The organism is Methylocystis sp. (assembly GCF_021731785.1).
GTDB lineage: Bacteria > Pseudomonadota > Alphaproteobacteria > Rhizobiales > Beijerinckiaceae > Methylocystis.
On record NZ_JAKFWS010000069.1, the window covers coordinates 1 to 3254 of the forward strand.

Genomic DNA, 3254 nt, shown 5'->3' on the forward strand with positions numbered 1-3254 from the left:
GATCGTGCCGGAGAGCGAAGAGGTATTGCACGCGTCGAACCTTGGTTCGCCCGTCACGCTCCACGATCCCGCGAGCGCTCCCGCCCGCGCTTATGCCGAAGCCGCCCAACGGCTGTGCGGCGTTAACGTGGCCCTCAATATCCCGACGGATAAGAAGGTGTTGATTTCCGCCAGGATTTGACCCGGGTTTTTCACTGAGGACTGACCCACGTGGATTTATGGTTTGGTCTTTATGCCGGGGTCAAGTTTTTAGCTTTCTCCTTTCGTCCTTTTGTTGCGGCGGCGCTCGCCTTGAAGCGGAAGCTGTCATTGCCAGTTTCAACGATGTGGCAATGGTGCGTCAGGCGATCGAGCAACGCCGTCGTCATTTTCGCATCGCCAAACACGCCGGCCCATTCGCTGAAGCTCAGGTTCGTGGTGATGACCACGCTGGCGCGCTCGTAAAGCTTGCTAAGCAGATGGAAGAGCAAGGCGCCGCCAGACGGACTGAAGGGCAGATAGCCAAGTTCATCCAGGATTACGAGATCGTTGCGAACCAGCCGTTCGGCAATCTGACCTGCTTTGCCCTGCGCTTTTTCCTTCTCGAGCGCATTGACCAGTTCGACGGTGGAGAAGAAGCGAACCTTTTTGCGATGATGTTCGACGGCCTGAACGCCGAGAGCTGTTGCCAGGTGCGTCTTTCCCGTTCCAGGCCCTCCGACGAGGACGACATTGTCGGCATTGTTGATGAACTCGCAGCGATGGAGTTGGCGCATCAGAGCTTCGTTGACCTCACTGGAGGTAAAATCGAATCCGGTCAGATCCTTGTAGGCAGGGAAGCGCGCCGCCTTGATCTGGTAGGCGACCGATCTGACCTCTCGTTCGGCGGTTTCGGCTTTGAGCAGTTGGGAGATGATGGGGACAGCCGCTTCAAAGGCCGGCGATCCTTGCTCCATGAGATCGCCCACGGCCTGCGCCATTCCGTACATTTTCAGGCCGCGCAGCATGATGACGACCGCCGCGCTTGCAGGATCATGACGCATGGCGGGCCTCCCGCGTTGTTCCTTCGCCGCGTAGCGCGTCATAGCGTTCGACGTGGGCGCGCGGTTCCTGGCTCAAGGTCAGGGCCTGCGGCGCTTCCACTGTCGATGTGACCGGCGATTTGCCGTCGATCAGCCGGAGCAGCAGGTTCAGGATATGTGTCTTTGTCGGAGCGCCAGCGTTCAAAGCCAACTCGACGGCGCATAGCACGGCCTCTTCGTCGTGATGGAGAACCAAAGCCAGAATCTCCACCATTTCCCGGTCGCCGCCAGGATGTTTGAGGAGATGCTGCTGTAGCAGTTTGAAGGCTTCCGGCAGATCGGCGAAGGGAGCGCCATTGCGCAAGGCGCCGGGCTTGCGCTGGATCACCGCCAGATAATGGCGCCAATCATAGACCGTCCGCCCCTGGCGATCATGCGAGCGATCGATCAGCCGCTTATGCTCGCAAAGCACTTGCCCTTCCGCGACGACAACAATGCGCTCCGGGTAGACGCGCAGGCTGACTGGTCGATTGGCGAAGGACGCCGGCACGCTGTAGCGATTGCGCTCCAGATGAACGAGGCAGGTTGGCGATACGCGCTTGCTATATTCGACAAAGCCGTCGAAGGGCCGAGAGAGCGGCATCAGGCTTGCCGCTTCGCATTCCCATGCGTCCGCAATCGTTCCTGGTTGGCTACCATGAGGCATCTCGCGCCATAGCTCCTTGCAACGCTGCTCCAGCCAGTCATTCAAGGCGTCCAGCGTCGAAAAGCGCGGCATCGGTTGCCATAGCCGATGGCGGGTGTCCTGGACGTTCTTCTCGACCTGGCCCTTTTCCCAGCCAGAGGCCGGATTGCAGAACTCCGCGTCGAAAAGATAGTGGCTGGCCATGGCCGAGAAGCGGGCGTTAACCTGGCGCTCCTTGCCGCGACCAACTCGATCGACCGCGGTGCGCATGTTGTCGTAAATGCCGCGCCGCGGAACGCCGCCAAATACCCGAAACGCCTGATAATGGGCGTCAAACAGCATTTCGTGGGTTTGGAGAAGATAGGCGCGGACAATAAAGGCCCGGCTGTACGACAACTTCACATGAGCGACTTGCAGTTTGATCCGCTCGCCGCCGACGATCGCCCAATCCTCGCTCCAGTCGAACTGGAACGCTTCGCCCGGCTGGAAGGCCAACGGCACGAAGACGCCTCGACCAATCGTCTGCTGTTCTCTTTGTCGATCCACCTTCCAGTCGCGGACAAAGGCAGCCACACGGCCATAGGAGCCGTCGAATCCGAGAGCAATCAGATCAGCATGCAATTGCTTGATCGTGCGCTTCTGCTTGCGCGGCTTGCTCGATTCCGTCTTCAGCCACCCCGCCAATTTGACGGCGAAAGCATCCAGCTTGCTCGGTCGGTCAGGAACCTTGAACTTCGGTTCGACAGTGCCGGCGCGCAGATATTTGCGGATCGTGTTCCGCGACAAGCCGGTTCGTCGCGAAATCTCTCGGATCGAAAGCTGGTCCCGCAATGCCCAGCGGCGGATAACGCTCAACAACGCCATGTCTATCACTCCGTCGACCCCCGCTGAAAACAGCCAGGGCGGGTTCAAAACATGGGTCAGTTCTCAGCGGAAAATTCTCGATCCCCGGGTCAAATCCTGGAAGAAATCAACAGGTTGACGTCGAGCGGCGCGGCGCGCGCCTCAAGATCGAGGTCGACGGCGACCGTGCCGAGCAGAATGAAATTGCCGAACTTCGGATGGATCACATTGCGATGGAGTCCTATGCGCCCGAGACCTGCGGCGACGGCGACGGGCTTGTGCGAGATGATCCACATCTTGTCCGGCCATCGTGACGCTTCCATCGGAAAGCCCATCGACGGATAGGCGGCGCGCACGCCGCGCGCTTCGAGGGAGTGGGCAATCGCGCGCGCGACTTCGTCGCAATCATCGGCTGCATGGTGGAATTCGAGATTGGCGACTGATCGCGCGGGATTGCGGATGTTCTCGCGGTGCATGCGGAGGACGAAGGAGATGAGCGTGCGCGCGAAGGGAAAGGCCGCGAGGATGTCGCCCCGCTGATCGTCAAGCGCCGGATCGTCGAGTGAGACAAGGCCGACGTCATCGGCGCCGGCCTCAAGAGCGATGTCGCGGAGGGCGTTCGCATCGAGACCTGCGGCGTCATGTGCGAAGGAGAGGCTGCGATCTGCCACCATTGCATATACCCCTTTTAGCGAGCGGTAATCTCGGCGCCGTTCAGCTTAGAC

General features: G+C 59.9%; 3 protein-coding genes and 1 pseudogene. 1 reads left to right on the forward strand and 3 read right to left on the reverse strand.

Annotation, left to right across the window (positions count from 1 at the left end):
- Nucleotides 1-181 (forward strand): annotated as a pseudogene (locus QZ964_RS12710) (septum site-determining protein MinD); the annotation flags it as partial.
- Between the two features lie 49 nt (nucleotides 182-230).
- Here the strand turns inward: QZ964_RS12710 and istB are convergent.
- From istB to QZ964_RS12725, 3 genes are all read right to left on the reverse strand, one after another.
- On the reverse strand, nucleotides 231-1022 hold the full coding sequence (gene istB, locus QZ964_RS12715; RefSeq protein ID WP_196399268.1) for an IS21-like element helper ATPase IstB: 792 nt from the start codon (nucleotides 1020-1022) through the stop codon (nucleotides 231-233).
- Nucleotides 1012-2550 carry an IS21 family transposase gene (gene istA, locus QZ964_RS12720; RefSeq protein WP_292532030.1) on the reverse strand — a complete coding sequence of 513 codons (1539 nt, stop codon included), beginning with the start codon at nucleotides 2548-2550 and terminating at the stop codon, nucleotides 1012-1014. The genes istB and istA overlap by 11 nt, the downstream gene beginning before the upstream one ends.
- Before the next feature lie 89 nt (nucleotides 2551-2639).
- Nucleotides 2640-3203, reverse strand: coding sequence for a hypothetical protein (locus tag QZ964_RS12725; protein ID WP_292532031.1), 564 nt, complete (start codon nucleotides 3201-3203; stop codon nucleotides 2640-2642).
- Nucleotides 3204-3254 lie beyond the last annotated feature (51 nt).

Coding starts and splice junctions, on each gene's coding strand:
- istB (WP_196399268.1), bottom strand. CDS start 1,022: ATGCGTCATGATCCTGCAAGCGCGGCGGTCGTCATCATGCTGCGCGGC.
- istA (WP_292532030.1), bottom strand. CDS start 2,550: ATGGCGTTGTTGAGCGTTATCCGCCGCTGGGCATTGCGGGACCAGCTT.
- QZ964_RS12725 (WP_292532031.1), bottom strand. CDS start 3,203: ATGGTGGCAGATCGCAGCCTCTCCTTCGCACATGACGCCGCAGGTCTC.